The sequence below is a fragment of the Salmonella sp. SAL00653 genome (assembly GCF_046552515.1).
Lineage (GTDB): Bacteria > Pseudomonadota > Gammaproteobacteria > Enterobacterales > Enterobacteriaceae > Salmonella > Salmonella enterica.
The window spans coordinates 1-21,176 of record NZ_JBGDTY010000030.1; the positions used below are offsets into that span (position 1 = coordinate 1).

Below are 21,176 nucleotides of genomic sequence, written 5' to 3' on the forward strand. Positions count from 1 at the left end.
TAAAAATGTAGGCCTGATAAGCGCAGCGCCATCAGGCAACCGGCACCGCCGGATGGCAGTTTCGCCTTATCCGGCCTACAGGAATTATCCCGCCTACGAAGCTGGTGTTCTTGTAGAACCGACAAGAGTACATCCCACCCAATCGTTAACGATGAACTATCCTTTACACGTGCTTATATAAGCAGTGAGGATTTTCATTGGCTATCAAACCTTTTAACTACCAGCAGGACTTTTCCAGCATTGACTTCCGCCAGCAGCCTGAATTGTATCAGGTTGGACGAGGCGAGCAGGGGGTGCTACTGGTTGAACCCTACAAAAGCGAAATTCTTCCTTTCTGGCGCTATAAAGATGAAGCATCGGCGATGAAATCCGCAGAACAGATCTACCAGTTGTTCGAAGCTTACCGGCAGCAGGATGATTTCGTTGGTATGGACATGGCGCGTAAATTTATTCAGATGGGATACACCCGCGCCAGGCGATACGCTAACTATAAAGGCGGTAAAAAGTATGCAGAAGACGGCAGCCTGAATACACGGGGTAATGATCCTATTAAGGCCGCGGCGGCAACGGTTTTCAAAGGTTGGTGGGATAAAATCCGTCAGGACGAAGACTATCTGAAACGGAAACGCCAGCATCAGGCACGGTGGGGATAAAAATTAGCAAACAAATAATTAACATTTTATTTACTTTTGGGTCTCGCGTAATCTGAATCTCCAAAATAAAAGGCCGATTAAGCCTGGCAACAAGGAGAACAGTATGGCAGAAATTATTCAGCGTATAGATAAAAACAACGCTGAGGCTCCGGAGATGCGGCGACGCATATGGGCTATCGTGGGGGCCTCTTCCGGAAACTTAGTGGAATGGTTTGATTTCTACGTCTACTCTTTCTGCTCGCTCTATTTTGCACATATCTTCTTTCCTTCTGGTAATACCACCACTCAGCTTTTGCAAACAGCAGGCGTCTTTGCCGCCGGTTTTTTAATGCGGCCTATCGGTGGTTGGCTGTTTGGACGCATTGCCGATCGACGCGGGCGCAAAGCCTCAATGTTGATTTCGGTGTGCATGATGTGCATGGGGTCGCTGGTGATTGCCTGCTTACCTGGTTACGATACCATCGGCACCTGGGCACCGGCGCTGCTACTGATTGCAAGGTTATTTCAGGGGCTCTCGGTAGGGGGAGAGTATGGGACCAGCGCGACATATATGAGTGAAGTTGCGCTTGAAGGTCGTAAGGGATTTTTCGCCTCATTTCAGTACGTTACGCTTATCGGTGGCCAGTTACTGGCATTGCTGGTCGTTGTGATTTTGCAGCAGGTTCTGGAGGATGCTGAACTTCGTGCCTGGGGATGGCGTATTCCCTTTGCGCTGGGCGCCGTGCTGGCAGTTGTGGCGTTATGGCTACGTCGCCAGCTGGATGAAACCTCGAAGCATGAGACTCGCGCGTTAAAAGAAGCCGGTTCGTTGAAAGGTTTGTGGCGTAATCGCAAAGCCTTTTTGATGGTGCTTGGTTTCACCGCGGCAGGCTCGCTGTGCTTTTATACCTTCACCACCTATATGCAGAAATATCTGGTAAATACAGCAGGTATGCATGCCAATGTCGCCAGCGGCATTATGACGGCTGCGCTGTGTGTTTTCATGTTGGTGCAGCCGTTATTCGGCGCGTTATCCGATAAGATTGGCAGGCGCACCTCTATGCTATGTTTTGGCGCGCTCGCGACGCTTTTCACCGTTCCAATTCTCTCCGCGTTGCAGAATGTGACGTCGCCTTATGCCGCATTTGCTTTAGTGATGTGCGCGCTATTGATTGTGAGTTTCTATACCTCGATTAGCGGGATCCTGAAAGCGGAGATGTTTCCGGCGCAGGTTCGCGCCCTGGGCGTTGGTTTATCTTACGCGGTAGCAAACGCGTTATTTGGCGGCTCTGCGGAATATGTCGCGCTGTCGCTAAAATCTGTCGGTATGGAGAGTTCGTTCTTCTGGTATGTTACCGCGATGGCCGTTCTGGCTTTCCTAGTTTCCCTGATGTTGCACCGTAAAGGAAAGGGCTTGCGCCTTTAGTATCGCGCCATTTGCCAGATAGCGTAACCGGTTGTCGCGCCAGCGACATCCCAGACAAAATCTTTCCAGCTCCAGCCGCTGCCTTCCGGGCGGCTGTCCCAGAGTTCTTTTGAGGCTCCGAGACTCAAAGAAAACATCAGCCCTATCGCTGCGCTGCGGTCAGGGCTTACTCCTTGGTGACGCGCATACTCATTACCGGCTGCCGATAGCATCGCTGATGCCATAAAATGTTGGGCTTTATCCTGACCGCTCCAGTGGTCGTTAGCCAGATGGCTGCACCCGGAGAGAAACAACACCGTAAAAGGAATCAACACGTGCACCAGTTCACTCCTAAGAGAAAACCCCGTACAGGACGGGGCTTCGATTACAGGATACGGCTAATTAATCTGTCGATGCGGATCCGGCGCAGACGGCGAATCAATTTACGCACTTTTATCGGATAGTCGGCAATGCTCTGCAGGTCACGATAATGTTTTACGATGGTTGTGTGCGTTCGGATAAGTTCCAGCTCTTTTTCCCGCTGAGGGGCAAGCTCTTGCTTAGGATCGTGGATCAGAATGGCGTTTTCCAGATCCAGACGCCAGGCGCGAGGATTCAGATTGTTGCCGGTGAGTAGCATCCATTTATCATCTACCCACATCCCTTTCAAATGATAGGTATTGTCGTCATCTTTCCACAGACGCACCACAAGCTGATCGGTATTGACGTAATACTGTAAACGGCTCAGGAAGCGGCGCAGGTTAATCTCATAGAGATAGGGTAACGCGCCAATGATCTTGAACGGTTCATCTTCCGGAATGTAAAAATCATTCGCGGTTTTATCGCCAACAATGATTTCGACTTTCTTTCCGTCGCGCAGTAGCTGAATAATATTCCGCACCAGTACCGCTGGTAGATTGAAGTAAGGGGTACAAATGGTGAGCTTATGCTCCGCACAGGGCATGAGATGGAAAATGGTTTTGTTCAGCAGACTGGATTTGCCAAGCCCGACCAGCGGCGTAACGGAGAGCTGCTCGTCATTAGCGTCACCCTGAAAATGATATGACGCATCACGCAGCTCCTGACGGTATAAGCGGATATCGTTTTTAATCTCCGGGCTTTTCGGACGCTGGGTATTATCCAGACGATTCACACCACGGCCATTCATCAGATTTTGCGTCACCCAGTCAAACATGATGTCTGCCATTTGCCGATTGCGAATCAGCTGGTAGCGATCGTAACGATATTTGTCATGCTGATGGAGATAGACATCGTTCAGGCTGGCGCCGCTGTACAGGACGCTATCATCAATGATAAAGCCTTTAAAATGCAGTACGCCAAGCGCTTCTCGCGTATTAATCGGTACGCCGTAAACCGGGACATCAATGCCGGGGTTTTCCTGCGCCAGTCGGCAATACCAGTCTGCATTGGTATTCGAGGCCGCTGCGCCAATGCGCCCGCGTTGCGCGCGATGCCAGTCGACCAGCACCCTCACGTCCAGTTCAGGACGCTGCCGTTTAGCCGCATAGAGCGCGTCGAGTATACCTTTACCCCCATCGTCCTGTTCCAGATACAGGGCAACGATACAAATACGCTGCGTCGCGCTGGCGATTTTCTCCAGCAGTGTCTCCCGAAAAGTAGCAGGAGTATAAAAGAAATCTACATCATCAACTGACTGAGAAATCTTAGGGAGTTGGGCAAGGTGTTGTTGATGTTTATTACGCTTAAATTTTGACAACATCACAGTGCATTTCTTCTCTGTTCATTGAAGGGTCCTCTGTGCTATGCAGACGACATAAGCGAGCAATAATAACATCAGTACCCGTTAAAGTGGTCAACATTTCCAGTACATTACTCACGATTCATCACATTTGGCCAGATTCAGCGTCAATCCCACGATGCCCTCTTCGAGCTGAATATCGACTTGAAATCCCAGTTTTCTGGCCACCGCGACCATGCCGCGATTGTTTGGCATCGTAATACCGTTTAGCCGCTTCAATCCGTGATCGCGAGTATAGGCAATCAATTTCTCCATTAAACGGCGTCCTAAACCCAACCCTTTAAGATCTGAACGCACCAATACGGCAAATTCGGCATCTACGTTGTCAGGATCGGAGATCGCGCGCGTTACGCCGAGGATCTCTTCAGCGTTGTCCATCCGCCTCACGGCCACAAAGGCCATTTCTCGATCGTAGTCGATCTGCGTCATGTTGGCTAAATCTTCATGGGTGAATTCGTTGATCTCGCTGAAATAACGGTAGTAAAGATCCTCTTTGGTGACCTGTGCGATGAATTGTCGCAGCTGGGGCTCATCTTCCGGCAGGATAGGACGGAACAGGCAGCGATCGCCATTTTTCATCTCCACCCACTCTTCAAGCTGGTGGGGATAGGGGCGTACCGCAAGTCGACTTTCGTTATCGCCATCAAACGGGGCAATATCCAGCGTCACATCCAGCGCGGTAAACTCACTGGCGGAAGCCAGCAGCGGATGGATATCCAGACGCTGAATTTCCGGGCAGTCGACAATCAGGTTTGAAACCTGGACCAGCAATTGGCTTAAACCGACAATATCCAGCGGACGCAGCGCGCTACGGGCGCGAATTTTCCGCTGTTTAATGCCCTGAATCACCAGATAGCGCGCCAGGTTCATGTTGAGCGGCGGCAGCGCGACGACAGCCTGCTCTTCCGGACGCCACTCTACGCCGCCTTCCCCCAACATAATCAAAGGACCAAACACCGGATCGTGCTCGACCACCACACGAAGCTCCTGCGCGCCGGCGCGGTTAGCCATGCTTTGTACCAGCAAACCGTGAATCCGCGCTTGCGGCCAGGCCATCTTTACACGATCAAAAATGGCGTTCGCGGCCTGTTGTACCTCGCTTGCGGTCCGCAGGTAAAGCATGACCCCCTGAACTTCAGATTTATGCGGAATGTCGGGCGAGCGCAGCTTGAGAGCTACCGGATAGCCTATCTGTTCGGCGATATGCACCGCTTCAGCGCTGTCGCTGGCAATCCAGGTTGGGAGCGTGTGCAGCCCATAGGCGTGTAAAATCGGCTGTACTTCATGGGTATCCAGTGAGGTGGCGCCTTCCGCAATCGCCCGCTGTAACAGATTATGCGCCTCAGCGGTATTGGACGTCAGGTTACTCGGCAACGCTGGCGTTTCTCGCAGTTGCTTCTGGTTACGCCGGTATTCCACCATATGCATAAACGCGGTAATCGTGCCTTCCGGCGTGCGGTAGGTTGGTAACCCGGCTTCGCTGAATAGCCGTCTTGCTTCCTGAGACGAGAACTCGCCGCACCAGTTTGTCAGCAGCGTAACAAACTTGCCTCTGGGGTGGCGTTTAATCGTCTCGATCAGAGCATGGGCGCTTTCCGTACCCGGCGCGGCAGCGCTGGGAGAGTGGATAACCATAAGCGCGTCAAAATCCTGACTGGCGAGCAGGATATCCAGCGTTTTGATGTAATGTTCGCTGCTGGCGTCATCACACAGATCCAGCGGATTGGCAATATCTATGTGCGCGGGAAGCGCCTGCCGTAGTTGCAGGCAGGTCTCTTCGCTCAACGTCGCCAGCTTGCCGTTACGCGACCACAACTCATCTAACGCCAGCGCGGCAGGCGCGGCGCCATTGCTGATGATCATCAGTCTGTCGCCGCGTAGAGGACGCATATGGCTAAGTGTTTCGACGGCGGAAAAAAGCTCGTGCGTATCCTGGACTCGCAGCAGGCCTGCGCGCTGGATGGCCGCATCCCACGCAGGGTCCATTCCCGCGCTGGTATTAAGTAAACGCTGGGCTGCCGGGCTTCGGCCGCTTTTAATCACCAGAATCGGTTTGTTACGTGAAGCGCTACGGGCGGCGGAAACAAAACGGCGGGCGTCGCTTAACTGTTCCAGATAGAGCAAAATCGCGCTGGTCTTGCTATCGCGCGCCAGATAGTCCAGTAGTTCATCGACATCAATATCTAGGCTATCGCCCAGCGCGATAAAGTAGGAAAAGCCCATTTCACGCTGTTGCGCCCAGTCAAGAATAGTATTGGAAACTGCGGCAGACTGGGAAATAAAAGCGAGCTTGCCCTGTTTAATCGGGACGGGAGAAAAGCTGGCATTCAGCCCTTGCCACGGCGCGAGGAGCCCAAGACTGTTTGGACCCAGCAGACGCATTTTATAATGCCGGGCACAGGCAAGAAGTTCTTCATGTTGCGACGTGGGAGCAGAAAGGATAATGCACGTTTTACACCCTTTCGCGCCAAGCGCGTCCAGTAACGCCAGGTTACGGCTGGCGTTAGTGCATAAAATAGCCAGATCGGGTGTGAAAGGAAGACTGGCGATATCCGGCCAGGCCATGACGCCTAAAACGGCTTTCCAGGCGGGCGTCACGGGAAGGACGGGGCCATTGAATCCGCCCGCCAACAAGTTACGCATCATCAGGTAACCCGCGCGGTGGGGCTTCATTGATGCGCCAATCACCGCGATCGATTTTGGTCGCAGTAGCGCTTCCAGTCCTTGCTGGCTCATACCGGTTTCCCTTACACAGAAGTGACCGGATAATTTTAAACGCTTTCGCTATTTTATGCTGTGACGTTTCCCGGATGTTGTGTTTTTCCTGCCAGATAGCGCGTTTTAAAACGGGTAAAATGTTCACCTAAACTGGTTGCCGCCTCGGTATCTCCCGCCAGATCTAACAACGCTATCGCGACTTCGGCGGTGCAATATTGCCCTTCGGCATGGATTTCACGCAGACGATAAGCTGAAAGACGCGATAAATCGACGGAAATGACCGGCAGATGATCCAGATAAGGGCTTTTACGAAACATTTTACGTGCTTCGGGCCAGGTGCCGTCCAGCATGATAAACAGCGGCGGTTTCCCGGCGGGCGGGGTGGAAATGACCTCGCGCGCTTCGCCGGCGTAGGACGCAGGAAAGACCACTATCGGCTGATAATCCGGATGCTGTACCAGCTCCAGCAACGCCTGCGGCGGCTCGGTACGCGACCACTGAAACGCCGCGGTATCTGGCAAAATATCGGCTATCAGCCGGCCGGTATTGCTGGGTTTCATCGGTTCAGTGTCAAACATGACCAGACAAAAACGGCTTTTCGCCTGAGAAGGCGTTAACGTATCACACAGGCAAGATTTTAGCGGCAGCAGGCAGCGTTGACAGCGGCGAACCCGATTGCCTCTGGCAAGAAAAGGGCGAGTAGCGCGCGCAAGCCGTTCGGCGCGTAACTGAAGGACAGCGTTATTGGTCATAGAAAGCGTTTGCGGAGAAAAACGCTATTGTGGCAGAGGTGAAAACGGGGCACAAGATGCGCCCCGTGGCGTTTACAGCGCTTCGTTCAGCCAGCTGTCGAAAGGCGCTTTAGGCACTGCGCCATTAAGCATATCGACCACTTGTCCATGTTTAAAAATCATAATCGTCGGGATGCTGCGAATACCGAAACGGGCGCTGAGTTCCCGTTCCGCCTCGGTATTCACTTTGACGAAACGGACTTTACCGCTGCGCTCTTCTGCGACATCCTCGAAGATTGGCGCAAAGTTACGGCAAGGGCCGCACCAGGGGGCCCAAAAGTCGATCACCACTGGAAGATCGTCCTTCAACAGTTTGTCCAGCGTTTCGCCGGTCGCATTAATGACTTCTCCGTCAAACAACTCATGACCGCAGCGTCCACATTTTGCCGCGTCCTGAAGCCGATCGTCGGGGATGCGGTTAATGGCCTGACAATGGGTACAAACGGTGTTCATAGCTAACCTCTGAATACGTCGGAAGACGTCCCGCTACGCGCGGGATGTTTCTATAATGTTACATATTATCGAGGAGTCTGTGCTAAACAACAATGTGTTTTATTCAATGAGTACAATAGTCGCAAGCTTTTAAACGAAATCATGGCTAACCGGATGCACATCGGGTAATCTTCGCGCTTCGCGCAGCGCTGGTGGAGAAAAGCATGAACGATGAATTAAAAAACAAAAGCGGCAAAGTCAAAGTGATGTATGTCCGTAGTGATGATGACTCTGATAAACGCACCCATAACCCGCGTACCGGGAAAGGGGGAGGCCGCCCAGCAAAGTCTCGCACTGACGGTGGACGTCGCCCCGCCTGTGATGAGCGAAATAATCAGAGCCGTGACCGTAAACATGAAACTTCGCCGTGGCGCACCGTGTCCCGTGCGCCAGGCGATGAAACGCCTGAGAAAGTCGATCATGGTGGTATTAGCGGTAAAAGTTTTATCGACCCTGAAGTTTTGCGTCGCCAGCGTGCGGAAGAGACACGCGTTTACGGCGAAAATGCCTGCCAGGCGCTATTCCAGAGCCGTCCTGACGCCATCGTGCGCGCATGGTTTATCCAAAGCGTGACCCCGCGTTTTAAAGAGGCGCTGCGCTGGATGGCGGCGAATCGTAAAGCCTACCATGTGGTGGATGAAGCCGAACTGGCAAAAGCTTCCGGCACCGAGCACCACGGTGGCGTGTGTTTCCTGATTAAAAAGCGTAACGGTACGACCGTTAAGCAATGGGTAAAGCAGGCGGCGGATCAAGACTGCGTGCTGGCGTTGGAAGATGTCGCTAACCCGCATAATCTGGGCGGCATGATGCGTAGCTGCGCGCACTTCGGCGTGAAAGGCGTGGTGGTACAGGATGCGGCGTTGCTGGAGTCCGGCGCGGCGATTCGTACCGCGGAAGGCGGGGCGGAGCATGTCCAGCCGATCACTGGTGAAAGCATTGTTGACGTACTGGATGATTTTCGTCAGGCGGGGTACACCGTGGTGACGACGTCCAGCGATCGCGGTCAGGCGCTCTTTAGTACGACCCTGCCGGAAAAGATGGTGCTGGTCTTAGGCCGTGAATATGACTACCTGCCGGAAGCGGCGCGCGAACCCGACGATCTGTGCGTGAAAATTAACGGCACCGGGAACGTGGAAAGCCTGAATGTGTCGGTTGCGACAGGCGTACTGCTCGCCGAGTGGTGGCGACAGAATAAAGCGTAAGGGCTGCAGCCCGGTGACGCAACGCGCGCCGGGCCAATGATGTACTTCCTGCCGCCCGGTCAGACAAGGCGCTTTCGCGCCGTTATCCGGGCGATAAAACGGCGAGCCGCCAACGTTATTCACTCTCAGCCGGTAATACTGGCGTCCAGTCGATAGTTTTCTCGCCGTGTTGTTCCAGCCATTGGTTCGTTAGCGCAAAATGGTTACAGCCAAAAAATCCACGGTGCGCAGAGAGTGGCGAGGGATGCGGGGCTTTCAGAATATGGTGGCGCTGTGGATCAATAATCGCGCCTTTTTTCTGGGCGTGCGAGCCCCACAGCAGGAAGACGACCCCTTCGCGGTGTTGGTTAATCAGGCTTATCACTTTATCCGTAAAGGTTTCCCACCCCAGGCAGGCATGAGAGTGCGCCTGGCCTGCCCGTACCGTGAGCACCGTATTCAGTAACAGTACGCCCTGGCGTGCCCAGCTTTCCAGATAACCGTGCGCGGGGCGAACAAAGCCGGGAATGGAGGCTTCCAGCTCTTTGTACATATTCACTAATGACGGCGGGGGAGCGATCCCAGGACGCACGGAAAACGCCAGACCATGTGCCTGGCCGGGGCCGTGGTAAGGATCTTGTCCCAGGATCACCACCTTAACGTCGCCCAGTTCTGTGAAGCGAAAGGCGTTAAACACATCTTTTTGCGGCGGGTAGACCGTGATACCCGACTGACGCTCGCCAGCAACAGTGTGAAGCGTATTGATAAAGTAAGGTTGCTGTTTCTCATCAGCCAGCACATCGTGCCAGGTTAACTCAGTCGCCATCTCGCTCTCCTGCGAATTTCCAGTTCCCTTAGGTTAACTGCTTCTTTCTGCAGTGCAAAATCCTGCGTGCTACAAAAACGGTTACCTACAAAAGATAGTTGAAAATTTATGTAAAAAGTTTATAGGTCTGAATGGTGTAAGTTGATGTAAAACAATAAATTCCCTTCATCACCATTTTTATGGTGTGGTTTTTATTGATTTAAATCAAAGAATGAAGGGTGATCGAAGGGTATATATACACTCAAGCAACAATGGTTTTACCAATTGGCCGGGATTAGGCCGACCGAAATCAAATAATTTTGCCTGGGGAGGCATCACATGATTACAGGTATCCAGATTACTAAAGCCGCTAACGACGACCTGCTGAATTCCTTCTGGCTGCTGGACAGCGAAAAAGGCGAAGCGCGCTGCATCGTTGCAAAATCCGGCTTTGCTGAAGATGAAGTTGTGGCTGTCAGCAAACTGGGCGAGATTGAATACCGTGAAATTCCGATGGAAGTTAAACCGGAAGTACGCGTTGAAGGCGGTCAGCATCTGAACGTTAACGTTCTACGTCGTGAAACTCTGGAAGACGCGGTTAAGCATCCGGAAAAATACCCGCAGCTGACTATTCGTGTTTCTGGTTATGCGGTGCGTTTTAACTCCCTGACGCCGGAACAGCAGCGCGACGTTATCGCTCGTACCTTTACCGAAAGCCTGTAAGGCTTATCCGGTAATAACAAGCGGAAGAGGCCGGGCCTTTTCCGCTTTTGTTTTATTTGGGTCAGTAAAAAATCCGCACCGCGCAGTACACCAGCAGTAACGCCAGAATGATATTTAACTGGCGACCATAATGGCGAAACGCCCGCTGAAACAGATGTCCCGCCAGCGCCCAACACACATTACCGAACGTGCCGATCAATGCCAGCAATATACTGACGCCGATGACCCAATTCAGCGCCTGCGTTTGCGGTAAAACAAATGTAGACAGAGCGGTAATGCCGTACAGAATAATTTTGACGTTCACAAACTGCAGGCCAAAGCTTACCCAAAAGCCAACCGGTTTTGGTCTGGCGTTCTCATCCGCCGCTGGACTGGTAGCAATTTTCCACGCCAGCCACAGGATATACGCAGCCCCCACCCAACTGAGCAAATGAATGATTGCCGGATCGATAACCGCAAGGGAAAACGCGATCCCGGCGCACAGCAGCATGACGACCAAAAATCCCAGACTCATACCTGCCAGTACACGAATACTCTGCCGAAAACCATGTGCAGTTGCTGCGCTAAGCGCGAGAATATTGTTAGGGCCGGGGGTAAGGGCGGTGATTAATGTATAAGTCCATAAAGCGCTTAAAAGCATCGGTGTCACTTGTCATCTCCTCTGTTTTAGCAGACAGTACCCGATATGAAATATTTAAAAAAATGAATGTTTTTTAATTCTGAATTCGAGATTTTCGATAGGTTGGTGGTTATGGATCTGCGTCGGTTTATTACGCTGAAAACGGTAGTGGAAGAGGGCTCGTTTCTGCGGGCTTCGCAAAAGCTGTGCTGCACTCAGTCGACGGTAACTTTTCATATTCAACAGCTTGAACGTGAGTTTTCCCTGCAACTGTTCGAGAAAATAGGGCGCCGAATGTGCCTGACCACTGAGGGGAAAAAGCTGATGCCGCATATCCATGAACTGACGCGTGTGATGGAGTTGATTCGTGAAGCCGCAAGGCAGGATGCGGAACCCGGCGGAGAGCTGCGCGTGGCGACAGGTGAAACCTTACTGGCGTACAAAATGCCGCAGGTTCTACAACGTTTTAAGCTGCGAGCGCCGAATGTCAAATTGTCGCTACAGTCGCTGAATTGCTATGTGATACGTGATGCGTTGCTGAATGACGAGGTCGATCTGGGCGTTTTTTATCGCGTAGGTAATGATGACGCGCTCACGATGCAGCAACTGGGGGAGCAGTCGCTGGCGCTGGTGGCCTCTCCACTGCTACAGGATGCTGATTTTACGCAGCCAGATCAGCATATCCCCTGTAGCTTCATCATCAATGAACCGCAATGTGTCTTCCGCCAGCTGTTTGAAAGTACGCTACGGCAGAGGCGGATTACGCTGGAAAACACCATTGAACTGTGGAGTATTGAAAGCATTAAACAGTGTGTGGCTGCTAACCTGGGCATCAGCTTTTTACCACGTTTTGCCGTTGAACGAGAACTTAGTACCGGTCAGTTGAAAGAGCTGCCGTTTGGCGCGCCGTCGCTATCGATTATGGCGCTGTGCGCCCATCATGCCGGGAAAGCGGTCAGCCCGGCAATGCAGATATTTATGCAGTGTATGGAGGCGTGTTTTACCGTGGAAGATAAAAAAATGCCGGGTTAACGAACCCGGCATTATCATCATTCTTCGCTGGATTGCTCCTGCATTTTTGTACCGCTTGGCTTGCGGCGCTTACCGATATTTTTTGTATCGCGGTGACGTTTCTTCACGCGCGGCTTCTCTTTTTCTTTCTCTTTTTTCTTCTCGGCGCGTTTCGCCAGCACTTTTTTCGACGGTTTGCCGGTCAGCTTTTCGCTGGGTGCACGCGTGGTCGGGCGAAGCTCATCAATGACGCGCGCTTTTAGCGGCTCTTCGATGTAGCGACCGATTTTCAGCAGCAACAGATGGTCGTGGGCTTCTACCAGCGAGATTGCAGTGCCTTTGCGGCCAGCACGGCCTGTACGACCAATGCGATGCAGATAGGTATCGCCACTGCGCGGCATGTCGAAGTTAATGACGTGGCTGACGTCAGGAATATCAATCCCGCGTGCCGCGACGTCGGTCGCGACCAGCACGTTAACGCGACCGTCGGTGAGACGCTTAATACCTTCGTTACGTTTGATCTGTGCCATCTCGCCTTCAAGATAGCAATTGTTGATCCCTGCCAGACGCAGCGTTTCAGCCAGTTCATGGACGCGTTCACGTTTACGTACAAACACGATAGAACGGGTTGCATCGTCTTGTTTTAGCAGGTGCTTCAACAGCGCAACTTTATGTTCGAAATTGTCGGCACGGTAGTACCACTGGTGAATTTTCTTACGCTCGCGGGTTGACGGATTGGCAGAAACCTCAACCGGGTCTTCCAGCAGGCGCTCGGCAAAATCTTTAATCGCATCGCCTTCCAGCGTGGCGGAGAACAGCATCGTTTGTTTACGCCAGCGGGTCTCACCAGCGATATGTTCAATGTCCTGAGCGAAGCCCATGTCGAGCATCCGGTCAGCTTCGTCAAGGATCAGTGTTTCAACCGCCCGGCAGTCAAAATTCTCTTCTTTTATATATTGCAGCAGACGGCCCGTCGTGGCGACCACGATATCCTGGTTTTCGCTAAACACTTCAGCATGGTTCATATAGGCCACGCCGCCGGTAATCGTGGCGATATCCAGATGAGTATGCTTAGCCAGTTCACGAGCGTGATCGGCAACTTGCATTGCCAGCTCGCGGGTTGGCGTCAGGATCAGAATGCGCGGCGGCCCCGATTTTTTACGCGGAAAGTCGAGCAGGTGCTGCAACGCCGGCAGCAGATATGCCGCCGTTTTACCGGTGCCTGTCGGCGCAGAACCGAGTACATCACGGCCATCGAGCGCAGGCGGAATGGCGGCAGCCTGAATGGCGGTCGGGCGAGTGAAACCTTTATCCTGGAGGGCATCCAGCAGGCTTTCGTCGAGTTCAAGTTCGGAAAAAGTCGTTACAGTCATGTTCTACCTCTGTGTGGGGCGCTGATTATAGACGTTACGGCCGCAATCTTCATCTGTTTGTATGGATATCCCTTCTCAGGTATTGTTTTCACTCGGCGCTGTCGCCGTTTTTTGCAAGGTTGTTTTTACATGTCTCAGTCTGGCTCCGTTCTTCGTCGTAACGGATTTACGTTTAAACAGTTTTTTGTCGCACACGATCGGTGTGCGATGAAAGTGGGAACTGACGGTATTTTACTCGGGGCGTGGGCGCCGGTCGCGGATGTAAAGCGAATTCTGGATATCGGTACTGGAAGCGGTCTGCTGGCGTTAATGCTGGCGCAGCGGACGGATGACAATGTGCCTATTGACGCCGTGGAACTGGATGCCGGGGCTGCCATGCAAGCGCAGGAAAACGTGGCTCACTCTCCCTGGCCGCATCGAATAACGGTGCATACTGACGATATTCAGCGTTGGGCGCCTCGCCAGACGGTACGCTTTGATCTTATTATCAGCAACCCGCCTTATTACGAACCCGGTGTGGAATGCGCCACGCCGCAGCGGGAGCAGGCGCGTTACACCGCTACGCTGGATCACCAGACGTTATTGGCTATTGCGGCGGATTGTATTACCGAAGATGGCTTTTTTTGCGTAGTCTTGCCGGAACAAATAGGTAACGCTTTTACGCAGCAAGCGCTCAACATGGGATGGCATTTGCGATTACGTACTGACGTTGCGGAAAACGAAGCGCGCTTGCCGCACCGGGTTTTGCTCGCATTCTCCCCACAAGCCGGGGAGTGCTTTAGCGACAGATTAGTGATTCGCGGGTCAGACCAGCATTATTCTGAAAGTTATACGGCGCTGACCCAGGCATTTTATCTGTTTATGTGGGGCGTTAACGGCGAAAGGATTGATGGGCCTGATTCAGCCAGTTGTTGCGGATAATCCAGCGTAAAGTGCAGCCCCCGGCTCTCTTTACGCATCATCGCGCAACGCACAATCAGTTCGGCCACTTGCACCAGATTGCGCAGCTCCAGTAAATTATTCGAGACGCGAAAGTTGGCGTAATACTCGTCAATCTCTTGTTGCAACATAGTAATACGCCGTAGGGCGCGCTCCAGCCGTTTCGTCGTGCGCACAATGCCCACATAGTCCCACATCAGCAGGCGCAGTTCATGCCAGTTATGCTGAATCACCACCCGCTCATCGGCGTTCTCCACGCGGCTTTCATCCCTGGCGGGAAGGACGTCAACGCTGTGGACAGAAGGCATTCGCCTGTCGATATCCATTGCTGCGGACCAGCCGTACACTAAGCATTCCAGCAACGAGTTGGACGCCATACGGTTAGCGCCGTGCAGGCCGGTGTAACTGACTTCGCCAATGGCATATAAGCCGTCTACATCGGTACGACCATAATCATCGACGACCACGCCGCCGCAGGTATAGTGCGCGGCAGGAACAATGGGAATCGGTTCTTTGGTTAAATCCATCCCCAAATCGAGCAGTTTCGCATAGATCATCGGGAAGTGCTGGCGGACAAAATCGTCAGGCTTGTGGCTGATATCGAGAAACATACAGTCTGCGCCGAGTCGTTTCATCTCATGGTCAATGGCGCGGGCGACAATATCGCGCGGCGCCAGTTCCCCGCGTTCGTCAACGTCCGGCATAAACCGTGAACCGTCCGGACGTTTAAGGTATGCGCCTTCGCCGCGCAGCGCTTCGGTAAGGAGAAAATTACGCGCCTGCGGGTGATAAAGGGCGGTGGGATGAAACTGGTTAAATTCCAGATTAGCGACCCGACAGCCTGCGCGCCAGGCCATCGCGATACCGTCGCCGGAGGAAATATCCGGGTTAGTGGTATATTGATAAACCTTTGAGGCGCCGCCGGTCGCCAGCACCACCGACTTCGCATGACAGGTTTCAACCCACTCTTTATTGCGATTCCAGATCCAGGCGCCGACGACCCGGCGAGGCCCCGGCAGACCCATTTTATCGGAGATAATTAAATCAACGGCGTTGCTGCGTTCCAGCACCTGAATATTAGGATGATTTTGCGCCCGACTGACCAACGTGGTTTCGACTTCCTTTCCGGTAGCGTCGGCGGCATGAAGGATACGGCGATGACTATGGCCGCCTTCACGCGTGAGATGATAGCTCTCCTTGCCGTTTGGCTGGACATGCGTATCAAACAGGACGCCCTGATCGATAAGCCACTGCACGCAGGTACGGGCGTTGCTGGCGACAAACTCCACCGCGTGGCGATCGCAAATTCCGGCGCCGGCAATCAGCGTATCTTCGACATGCGACGCAATACTGTCGGTTTCATCAAACACGGCGGCAATACCGCCCTGCGCATAAAACGTGGAGCCCTCGCTCACCGGCCCTTTACTCAGGACGATAACCTTATGCTTTTCAGCCAGACGCAGCGCCAGCGAGAGTCCGGCCGCGCCGCTGCCGATAATTAACACATCACAGGACAGTTCAGGAGTTGTCATCATGGTTCTTGTTTAATTTACTAAACATGGTTGCGGCAGATTAGCACTATATGGCGCTAAAAAGCACGTTATGATTTCTCTGGTGTTGTGCTTATTAAACATAAAATAAAAATACGGCGAGAGATAAACGGCAAAAAATATTTTATAGGGCAGGGTGTTAGCGTCGGATTTTGTAGTGAAATAAAGATGCTGTTAGGTTACTCTGCAAACGACGAAATGGGCATTTCTGTACAGATAGTGCGTTGTTCAGCATCTGTAGACTTATAATGGAAGATAAGACCTGTCTACAACATGACAAACAAAAACAAATGCGTAACGGAACTTTACGAAACATAGACACTCTAACCTGTTGCTTGCTCATAGTGCGGCTTATGGAGTGGCGTTTCGAAAGCGCGTGGAAATTTGGTTTGGGGAGACATTACCTCGGATGAGCGAGCAGTTAACGGACCAGGTCCTGGTTGAACGGGTCCAGAAGGGAGATCAGAAAGCCTTTAACTTACTGGTAGTGCGCTACCAGCATAAAGTGGCGAGCCTGGTTTCCCGCTATGTGCCATCGGGCGACGTTCCCGATGTCGTACAGGAATCATTTATTAAGGCCTATCGCGCGCTGGATTCTTTCCGGGGGGATAGTGCTTTTTATACCTGGTTGTATCGTATTGCGGTCAATACCGCGAAGAACTACCTGGTTGCGCAGGGGCGTCGTCCGCCTTCCAGTGATGTAGACGCGATTGAAGCAGAAAACTTTGAAAGCGGCGGCGCGCTGAAAGAAATTTCGAACCCTGAGAACTTAATGTTGTCAGAAGAACTGAGACAGATAGTTTTCCGAACTATTGAGTCCCTCCCGGAAGATTTACGTATGGCAATCACCTTACGGGAGCTGGATGGCCTGAGCTATGAAGAGATAGCGGCTATCATGGATTGTCCGGTGGGGACGGTGCGTTCACGTATCTTCCGGGCGCGGGAAGCTATTGATAATAAAGTTCAACCGCTTATCAGGCGTTGACGATAGCGGGATACTGGAAAAGGTATTAGGCATGCAGAAAGAAAAACTTTCCGCTTTGATGGATGGCGAAACGTTGGATAGTGAGCTGCTCAAAGCGCTTACGCACGACCCGGAAATGCAGAAAACTTGGGAGAGTTATCACCTGATCCGCGATTCAATGCGGGGGGATACGCCTGACGTTCTCCATTTCGATATATCCGCTCGCGTGATGGCCGCTATTGAAAACGAGCCAGTACGTCAGGTGTCGCCATTAATCCCTGAGGCCCAACCCGCTCCGCAGCAATGGCAGAAAATGCCGTTCTGGAAAAAAGTGCGTCCGTGGGCGGCGCAGCTTACCCAAATGGGCGTGGCGGCGTGCGTTTCACTTGCAGTTATCGTCGGTGTCCAGCACTATAATGGGCAATCTGAAACATCCCAACAACCTGAAACGCCGGTTTTCAATACCCTGCCTATGATGGGGAAAGCCAGCCCGGTAAGTCTGGGAGTGCCTTCTGAAGCAGCGCCTGTCGGCAGTCAGCAACAGCAGGTACAGGAGCAGCGTCGTCGCATTAATGCCATGTTGCAGGACTATGAACTGCAGCGCCGACTGCACTCCGAACAGCTTCAGTTTGAGCAGGCGCAAACCCAGCAAGCCGCGGTACAGGTGCCAGGAATCCAAACTTTAGGAACGCAATCGCAGTAATGAAGCAACTTTGGTTTGCCATGTCCCTTGTGGCGGCTAGCCTGTTCTTCTCAGCAAACGCCTCGGCCGACCCTGCGTCCGGGGCGTTATTGCAGCAGATGAACATCGCCAGTCAGTCACTGAATTACGAGCTGTCATTCGTCAGCATCACGAAACAAGGCGTTGAATCTCTACGTTATCGACACGCACGCCTGGATGGTCGCCCGCTTGCGCAATTGCTACAGTTGGACGGTCCCCGCCGGGAGGTCGTACAGCGTGGTAATGAAATCAGTTATTTTGAACCGGGCCTTGAGCCGTTCACCCTGAACGGTGATTATATTGTCGATTCTCTGCCTTCCCTGATTTACACCGACTTTAAGCGCCTGGCGCCTTACTACGACTTTATTTCTGTCGGACGCACCCGTATCGCAGACAGATTGTGCGAAGTTATCCGCGTTGTGGCGCGCGATGGTACGCGTTACAGCTATATCGTCTGGATGGACATGGACACCAAACTGCCGATGCGCGTTGATCTGCTGGATCGCGATGGCGAGACGCTGGAGCAGTTCCGCGTTATTGCGTTCACGGTGAGTCAGGATATCGGCAGCAACATGCAGGCGCTGGCGAAGGCGAATCTGCCGCCGCTGCTTTCTGTTCCCGGTGGCGAAAAAACGAAATTTAACTGGAGTCCATCCTGGGTGCCGCAAGGCTTTAGCGAAGTTTCCAGCAGCCGTCGTCCGTTGCCGACGATGGATAACCTGCCTATCGAATCGCGGCTTTATTCTGACGGTCTGTTTAGCTTTTCCGTCAATGTGAACCGGGCGACGCAAAACAGCAGCGATCAGATGCTGCGCACCGGGCGCCGAACGGTTTATAGCAGCGTTCGCGACAACGCGGAAATCACCATTGTCGGCGAGCTTCCGCCGCAAACGGCGAAGCGCATTGCCGACAGTATCAAATTCAGGGCAGTACAATGATTAAAGAGTGGGCAACCGTTGTCTCCTGGCAGAATGGTCAGGCGGTGGTGAGCTGCGACGTTAAAGCGTCATGCAGCAGCTGCGCCTCCCGTGCGGGATGCGGCAGTCGCGTGCTGAATAAATTAGGGCCGCAAACCACCCATACCATTGTTGTGCCAAGCGCGGAGCCGCTGGCGCCGGGGCAGAAAGTCGAGTTGGGCATCGCCGAAAAAAGCCTTTTAGGTTCGGCGTTGCTGGTCTATATGTCGCCTTTAGCGGGGCTATTTCTTTGTGCGGCGCTTTTTCAGATGCTGTTTGGATCTGACCTTGCCGCATTAAGCGGGGCCGTGCTGGGCGGCGTGGGCGGTTTTCTGGTTGCCCGCGGCTATTCCCGAAAACTGGCGGAGCGCGACGCCTGGCAGCCGGTGATTTTAAACGTTGCCCTCCCGCCGGACCTTGTTCGCGTCGAAACTACCTCAATCGAAACGCGCCAGTAAACGTTTTGCCCAACGGTACACCTGCCGCGTTGGGTTGTTGTCCCGATAAGCATGCGCTTTTCCTGCGTTGCGGTGTTTTACAGGAAAAAAGCGAGGCGTTTTCCAGTTCCCGCTCTCCTTACACTATGAACATTTCCTCGCCTTAGCGTTGTAGTGTAGAATGCGGCGTTTCAGTTAAAACAGACGTTAAGCTCAGAACAGCGACCTCTAAAGTCTGGTCAACCAGGCGTAAGGTATAATAATTTATCTCTATGAAGAACATACGTAACTTTTCGATCATTGCTCACATCGATAATTGATACCCCGCCACCCTCCGCAAACCTACGACAAAATCCTCTCAAGATCCCCGCAAAATAAGCGCTCACAAAAATGATACTGGTTGCATGTACAGTCAACCTACGACATCATGAGTCATGGTTTTTGTGTCCACCAGTGCGTCCATATCCTATGATGGACACAGAATCTTCCGTTCTGATGGACATATGCAGGGATAAATCATGGCTATTTCAGATAGTTATCTAAAGTCGTGCCTCGGGCGCGAACGCGATAAAGTTGAGGAGAAGGCAGACCGGGACGGTCTGTGGGTGCGCATTTCCAAAAAGGGCGCCGTCACTTTTTTCTACCGATTCCGTTTCCTGGGTAAGCAGGACAAGATGACGATCGGCAGTTACCCGGAATTCGGGTTGAAGGCCGCGCGCGAAGAGGTAACTAAGTGGGCCGCCATTCTTGCCCGGGGAGAAAATCCGCGGATCAGGCAAAGCCTCGATAAAGCTAAAATCAACAGCCAGTACACATTCGAGGAACTTTTCAGAGAATGGCATGCGATGGTATGCGTTCAGAAAGAAACATCCGATCAAATACTGCGTTCGTTTGAGCTGCATGTATTCCCTAAGCTGGGTAAGTATCCGGCGCATCAGTTGACGCTGCACAACTGGCTTACAGTTCTGGACCGACTGGCGCAGGGATACACTGAGATCACCCGGCGAGTAATTAGTAACGGTCGGCAGTGCTACTCATGGGCAGTGAAGCGCCAGTTGCTTGAGGTTAACCCACTTTCTGAAATGTCCGGTCGTGATTTTGGTATTCAGAAGAAAATGGGGGAGAGAACACTGGATCGCAAAGAAATTGCGATTGTCTGGCGAGCTATTGAGGATTCCCGCCTTATTGAGCGAAACAAGATCCTTTATAAATTGTCCCTGATATGGGCGTGCAGGGTCGGTGAACTCCGTCAGGCTGAAGTTTCGCATTTCGATTTTGAGGAGGGCGTCTGGACCGTACCGTGGGAAAATCATAAAACGGGACGGAAAAGTAAGAAGCCGATAATCCGCCCGATCATCCCTGAAATGCTCCCGCTGATACAACGAGCCATTGAGCTGGCGCCAGGCCGTTTTGTTTTCTCAAAATATGCAGACAAGCCGATGAGCGAAGGCTTTCATATGAGCATCAGCAGCAACCTTGTTAAGTTCATGCTGAAGGCTTATAACGAGCAGGTTCCGCACTTTACGATCCATGATCTACGCAGAACTGCGCGAACGAATTTCTCCGAGCTGACTGAACCACATATTGCTGAGATGATGCTCGGGCACAAACTGCCTGGAGTGTGGTCGGTGTACGACAAATACACCTATATCGAAGAAATGAGAGAAGCTTATAGTAAATGGTGGGCCCGACTGATGAGCATCATCGAGCCCGATGTTCTGGAGTTCACGCCACGTCAGACCGGATGAGTCGACCTTTGTTGTCACGGGGCAGATTCAGATGCGACATTGGACGGCGTGTTGGTCGTGACATTTCCCTGACCTGCCACTCATTGACTTTGGTTTTAAGCCATTTGTTGGAGCCACCCATATATGAACAGTCAGGCCCCGGGAATGGGTTGTTGTCGCTTGGTCGCTTACGGTAACGCTCCAGCGTCCTGGAAGAAATCCTGAGCTGGCAGCAAATTTCGCGGGTGCTCATCAATTCAAAGTCTCTAATTTTTTTGCTCATCGTTTTCTCCAGTGGCCCCGCAGCGGGCCATCGCTAATATTCAGTTTGCCTGTGCTGGCAGATTTCTAA

At 52.5% G+C, this 21,176-nt stretch carries 23 protein-coding genes; 13 read left to right on the forward strand and 10 right to left on the reverse strand.

Translation table 11 applies throughout. The features are described from left to right. The 3 genes from ACLJRU_RS22750 to ACLJRU_RS22760 all read left to right on the forward strand — a co-directional run. On the forward strand, nucleotides 1–181 hold a 181-nt coding region (locus ACLJRU_RS22750; protein WP_410957047.1), incomplete at its 5' end, for a hypothetical protein. 16 nt (nucleotides 182–197) lie between these two features. Then, the gene (locus ACLJRU_RS22755; RefSeq protein WP_000985653.1) at nucleotides 198–653 is read left to right on the forward strand and encodes a DUF4385 domain-containing protein; all 456 of its coding nucleotides are present in this window, start codon (nucleotides 198–200) and stop codon (nucleotides 651–653) included. 103 nt (nucleotides 654–756) lie between these two features. Then, entirely contained in the window at nucleotides 757–2,058 is a 1,302-nt protein-coding gene (locus tag ACLJRU_RS22760) for an MFS transporter (RefSeq protein ID WP_000807814.1), read from the forward strand. On the opposite strand, the gene ACLJRU_RS22765 is transcribed toward ACLJRU_RS22760, so the two are convergent. The 5 genes from ACLJRU_RS22765 to trxC all read right to left on the reverse strand — a co-directional run bounded on the left by ACLJRU_RS22765 (nucleotide 2,055) and on the right by trxC (nucleotide 7,779). Then, nucleotides 2,055–2,378, reverse strand: coding sequence for a YfiM family lipoprotein (locus tag ACLJRU_RS22765; protein ID WP_001540701.1), 324 nt, complete (start codon nucleotides 2,376–2,378; stop codon nucleotides 2,055–2,057). The two genes, ACLJRU_RS22760 and ACLJRU_RS22765, sit on opposite strands and share 4 nt — an antisense overlap. A 44-nt stretch (nucleotides 2,379–2,422) precedes the next feature. After that, nucleotides 2,423–3,778, reverse strand: a complete 1,356-nt coding sequence (gene pssA, locus ACLJRU_RS22770; protein ID WP_000949286.1) for a CDP-diacylglycerol--serine O-phosphatidyltransferase — start codon at nucleotides 3,776–3,778, stop codon at nucleotides 2,423–2,425. Nucleotides 3,779–3,892: 114 nt separating this feature from the next. Continuing rightward, nucleotides 3,893–6,553 (reverse strand): protein lysine acetyltransferase, encoded by a 2,661-nt coding sequence (gene pat / locus ACLJRU_RS22775; RefSeq protein WP_001540698.1) that lies wholly within the window; start codon nucleotides 6,551–6,553, stop codon nucleotides 3,893–3,895. A 53-nt stretch (nucleotides 6,554–6,606) separates the two neighbouring features. Then, on the reverse strand, nucleotides 6,607–7,287 hold the full coding sequence (gene tapT, locus ACLJRU_RS22780) for a tRNA-uridine aminocarboxypropyltransferase (RefSeq protein WP_000183642.1): 681 nt from the start codon (nucleotides 7,285–7,287) through the stop codon (nucleotides 6,607–6,609). Between the two features lie 72 nt (nucleotides 7,288–7,359). Beyond that, the gene (trxC, locus tag ACLJRU_RS22785) at nucleotides 7,360–7,779 is read right to left on the reverse strand and encodes a thioredoxin TrxC (protein WP_001098732.1); all 420 of its coding nucleotides are present in this window, start codon (nucleotides 7,777–7,779) and stop codon (nucleotides 7,360–7,362) included. 203 nt (nucleotides 7,780–7,982) lie between these two features. Here trxC and ACLJRU_RS22790 point away from each other — a divergent pair, with 203 nt between their 5' ends. Then, entirely contained in the window at nucleotides 7,983–9,020 is a 1,038-nt protein-coding gene (locus ACLJRU_RS22790) for a tRNA/rRNA methyltransferase (RefSeq protein ID WP_023235172.1), read from the forward strand. Nucleotides 9,021–9,135: 115 nt separating this feature from the next. Here the strand turns inward: ACLJRU_RS22790 and ung are convergent, their stop codons facing one another. Then, entirely contained in the window at nucleotides 9,136–9,825 is a 690-nt protein-coding gene (gene ung / locus ACLJRU_RS22795; RefSeq protein ID WP_023235171.1) for a uracil-DNA glycosylase, read from the reverse strand. Between the two features lie 318 nt (nucleotides 9,826–10,143). On the opposite strand from ung, the gene grcA reads away from it, so the two are divergent. Continuing rightward, nucleotides 10,144–10,527: an autonomous glycyl radical cofactor GrcA gene (gene grcA, locus ACLJRU_RS22800; protein WP_000627811.1), complete on the forward strand. Its 384-nt coding sequence runs from the start codon at nucleotides 10,144–10,146 to the stop codon at nucleotides 10,525–10,527. Between the two features lie 61 nt (nucleotides 10,528–10,588). Here the strand turns inward: grcA and eamB are convergent, their stop codons facing one another. After that, nucleotides 10,589–11,176, reverse strand: coding sequence for a cysteine/O-acetylserine transporter (eamB, locus tag ACLJRU_RS22805; RefSeq protein ID WP_023235170.1), 588 nt, complete (start codon nucleotides 11,174–11,176; stop codon nucleotides 10,589–10,591). A gap of 102 nt (nucleotides 11,177–11,278) precedes the next feature. Here eamB and ACLJRU_RS22810 point away from each other — a divergent pair, with 102 nt between their 5' ends. Then, complete coding sequence (locus tag ACLJRU_RS22810; RefSeq protein WP_001625993.1) at nucleotides 11,279–12,178, forward strand: LysR family transcriptional regulator; 900 nt, start codon at nucleotides 11,279–11,281, stop codon at nucleotides 12,176–12,178. 17 nt (nucleotides 12,179–12,195) lie between these two features. Here the strand turns inward: ACLJRU_RS22810 and srmB are convergent, their stop codons facing one another. Continuing rightward, nucleotides 12,196–13,530 carry an ATP-dependent RNA helicase SrmB gene (srmB, locus tag ACLJRU_RS22815; protein WP_000219174.1) on the reverse strand — a complete coding sequence of 445 codons (1,335 nt, stop codon included), beginning with the start codon at nucleotides 13,528–13,530 and terminating at the stop codon, nucleotides 12,196–12,198. 129 nt (nucleotides 13,531–13,659) lie between these two features. Between srmB and trmN the strand changes: the two genes are divergently transcribed. Then, nucleotides 13,660–14,451, forward strand: coding sequence for a tRNA(1)(Val) (adenine(37)-N(6))-methyltransferase TrmN (trmN, locus tag ACLJRU_RS22820; protein WP_024131352.1), 792 nt, complete (start codon nucleotides 13,660–13,662; stop codon nucleotides 14,449–14,451). Here trmN and nadB read toward each other — a convergent pair. After that, complete coding sequence (nadB, locus tag ACLJRU_RS22825; protein WP_000989182.1) at nucleotides 14,382–16,004, reverse strand: L-aspartate oxidase; 1,623 nt, start codon at nucleotides 16,002–16,004, stop codon at nucleotides 14,382–14,384. The two genes, trmN and nadB, sit on opposite strands and share 70 nt — an antisense overlap. 263 nt (nucleotides 16,005–16,267) lie before the next feature. On the opposite strand from nadB, the gene rseD reads away from it, so the two are divergent. The 6 genes from rseD to ACLJRU_RS22855 all read left to right on the forward strand — a co-directional run bounded on the left by rseD (nucleotide 16,268) and on the right by ACLJRU_RS22855 (nucleotide 20,845). After that, nucleotides 16,268–16,432 carry a rpoE leader peptide RseD gene (gene rseD, locus ACLJRU_RS22830; protein WP_014344135.1) on the forward strand — a complete coding sequence of 55 codons (165 nt, stop codon included), beginning with the start codon at nucleotides 16,268–16,270 and terminating at the stop codon, nucleotides 16,430–16,432. Continuing rightward, entirely contained in the window at nucleotides 16,429–17,004 is a 576-nt protein-coding gene (gene rpoE / locus ACLJRU_RS22835) for an RNA polymerase sigma factor RpoE (RefSeq protein WP_000003307.1), read from the forward strand. The genes rseD and rpoE overlap by 4 nt, the downstream gene beginning before the upstream one ends. 31 nt (nucleotides 17,005–17,035) lie before the next feature. Next, entirely contained in the window at nucleotides 17,036–17,686 is a 651-nt protein-coding gene (gene rseA / locus ACLJRU_RS22840; RefSeq protein WP_001168374.1) for an anti-sigma-E factor RseA, read from the forward strand. Beyond that, nucleotides 17,686–18,642: a sigma-E factor regulatory protein RseB gene (gene rseB, locus ACLJRU_RS22845; RefSeq protein WP_000812017.1), complete on the forward strand. Its 957-nt coding sequence runs from the start codon at nucleotides 17,686–17,688 to the stop codon at nucleotides 18,640–18,642. Before rseA ends, rseB begins: the two co-directional genes overlap by 1 nt. Then, entirely contained in the window at nucleotides 18,639–19,118 is a 480-nt protein-coding gene (rseC, locus tag ACLJRU_RS22850; RefSeq protein WP_000589087.1) for a SoxR-reducing system protein RseC, read from the forward strand. The genes rseB and rseC overlap by 4 nt, the downstream gene beginning before the upstream one ends. 497 nt (nucleotides 19,119–19,615) lie before the next feature. Next, a complete protein-coding gene (locus ACLJRU_RS22855) occupies nucleotides 19,616–20,845 on the forward strand; it encodes a tyrosine-type recombinase/integrase (protein ID WP_001007939.1) in 1,230 nt (409 codons plus the stop codon). Here ACLJRU_RS22855 and xis read toward each other — a convergent pair. Then, entirely contained in the window at nucleotides 20,823–21,107 is a 285-nt protein-coding gene (gene xis / locus ACLJRU_RS22860) for an excisionase Xis (protein ID WP_024131350.1), read from the reverse strand. The genes ACLJRU_RS22855 and xis overlap by 23 nt on opposite strands. Nucleotides 21,108–21,176: the final 69 nt, after the last annotated feature.

Excerpts from the sequence above, each read along its gene's own strand:
- ACLJRU_RS22760 (WP_000807814.1), top strand. The coding sequence starts at position 757 with ATGGCAGAAATTATTCAGCGTATAGATAAAAACAACGCTGAGGCTCCG.
- pssA (WP_000949286.1), bottom strand. The coding sequence starts at position 3,778 with ATGTTGTCAAAATTTAAGCGTAATAAACATCAACAACACCTTGCCCAA.
- pat (WP_001540698.1), bottom strand. The coding sequence starts at position 6,553 with ATGAGCCAGCAAGGACTGGAAGCGCTACTGCGACCAAAATCGATCGCG.
- tapT (WP_000183642.1), bottom strand. The coding sequence starts at position 7,287 with ATGACCAATAACGCTGTCCTTCAGTTACGCGCCGAACGGCTTGCGCGC.
- trxC (WP_001098732.1), bottom strand. The coding sequence starts at position 7,779 with ATGAACACCGTTTGTACCCATTGTCAGGCCATTAACCGCATCCCCGAC.
- ACLJRU_RS22790 (WP_023235172.1), top strand. The coding sequence starts at position 7,983 with ATGAACGATGAATTAAAAAACAAAAGCGGCAAAGTCAAAGTGATGTAT.
- ung (WP_023235171.1), bottom strand. The coding sequence starts at position 9,825 with ATGGCGACTGAGTTAACCTGGCACGATGTGCTGGCTGATGAGAAACAG.
- grcA (WP_000627811.1), top strand. The coding sequence starts at position 10,144 with ATGATTACAGGTATCCAGATTACTAAAGCCGCTAACGACGACCTGCTG.
- ACLJRU_RS22810 (WP_001625993.1), top strand. The coding sequence starts at position 11,279 with ATGGATCTGCGTCGGTTTATTACGCTGAAAACGGTAGTGGAAGAGGGC.
- srmB (WP_000219174.1), bottom strand. The coding sequence starts at position 13,530 with ATGACTGTAACGACTTTTTCCGAACTTGAACTCGACGAAAGCCTGCTG.
- trmN (WP_024131352.1), top strand. The coding sequence starts at position 13,660 with ATGTCTCAGTCTGGCTCCGTTCTTCGTCGTAACGGATTTACGTTTAAA.
- nadB (WP_000989182.1), bottom strand. The coding sequence starts at position 16,004 with ATGATGACAACTCCTGAACTGTCCTGTGATGTGTTAATTATCGGCAGC.
- rseD (WP_014344135.1), top strand. The coding sequence starts at position 16,268 with ATGGAAGATAAGACCTGTCTACAACATGACAAACAAAAACAAATGCGT.
- rpoE (WP_000003307.1), top strand. The coding sequence starts at position 16,429 with ATGAGCGAGCAGTTAACGGACCAGGTCCTGGTTGAACGGGTCCAGAAG.
- rseA (WP_001168374.1), top strand. The coding sequence starts at position 17,036 with ATGCAGAAAGAAAAACTTTCCGCTTTGATGGATGGCGAAACGTTGGAT.
- rseB (WP_000812017.1), top strand. The coding sequence starts at position 17,686 with ATGAAGCAACTTTGGTTTGCCATGTCCCTTGTGGCGGCTAGCCTGTTC.
- rseC (WP_000589087.1), top strand. The coding sequence starts at position 18,639 with ATGATTAAAGAGTGGGCAACCGTTGTCTCCTGGCAGAATGGTCAGGCG.
- ACLJRU_RS22855 (WP_001007939.1), top strand. The coding sequence starts at position 19,616 with ATGGCTATTTCAGATAGTTATCTAAAGTCGTGCCTCGGGCGCGAACGC.
- xis (WP_024131350.1), bottom strand. The coding sequence starts at position 21,107 with ATGAGCAAAAAAATTAGAGACTTTGAATTGATGAGCACCCGCGAAATT.